1 protein-coding gene is annotated in these 532 nt (G+C 70.3%); it reads left to right on the top strand.

Going from position 1 to position 532, the window contains the following annotated elements:
- Positions 1–20: 20 nt before the first annotated feature.
- On the top strand, positions 21–532 hold a 512-nt coding region (locus tag A5779_RS05755; RefSeq protein ID WP_236734658.1), incomplete at its 3' end, for a DUF222 domain-containing protein.

Here is a 532-nt window from a genome sequence, read left to right as displayed (position 1 = left end):
TACGCGACAAACTCCCGTTGGTGGCCGCCCGGTTCGCCGCCGGCGACATCGACTACCGGGTGGTGCGGATGCTCATCGCCCGTACCGGCATCGTCGACCCCGCAGTCTGGGCCGGCCTGGATGAAGAACTCGCGGCCCGGGCCCACCGGTGGATGCGGCTGTCTGAACGGCAGTTGCGGGACCGGGTGGATCAATGGATCGCCAAACTCGACCCCCACGGGGTACGGGTTCCACCCCCGATCGACGACGGGCGGTTTGTTCAGGTGGAGGCGAGCAGCCCCGGCATGGCGTCGGTGTGGGCCAACATCCACGCCGCCGACGGGGTCGCACTGAATCAACGCCTCGATGCGGTCGCCGACACCGTCTGCAAACACGACCCCCGTACCCAGGAGCAGCGCCGCGCCGATGCGGTGGGACCGGTGGCCCGACTGGAATCCCGCATGCCCTGCCTGTGTCGGCGCGAAGACTGCCCCGCCGCACAGCAGCGGGCGGCCGCCGATGCCGCGGTGGTGCATGTGCTGGCCGACCAGGC

This window comes from Mycolicibacterium peregrinum, from assembly GCF_001665625.1.
In the GTDB taxonomy this organism is placed as follows: domain Bacteria; phylum Actinomycetota; class Actinomycetes; order Mycobacteriales; family Mycobacteriaceae; genus Mycobacterium; species Mycobacterium peregrinum_B.
Note: the sequence above shows the minus strand (reverse complement) of the source record. Positions and strands in the feature narration are given on the sequence as shown.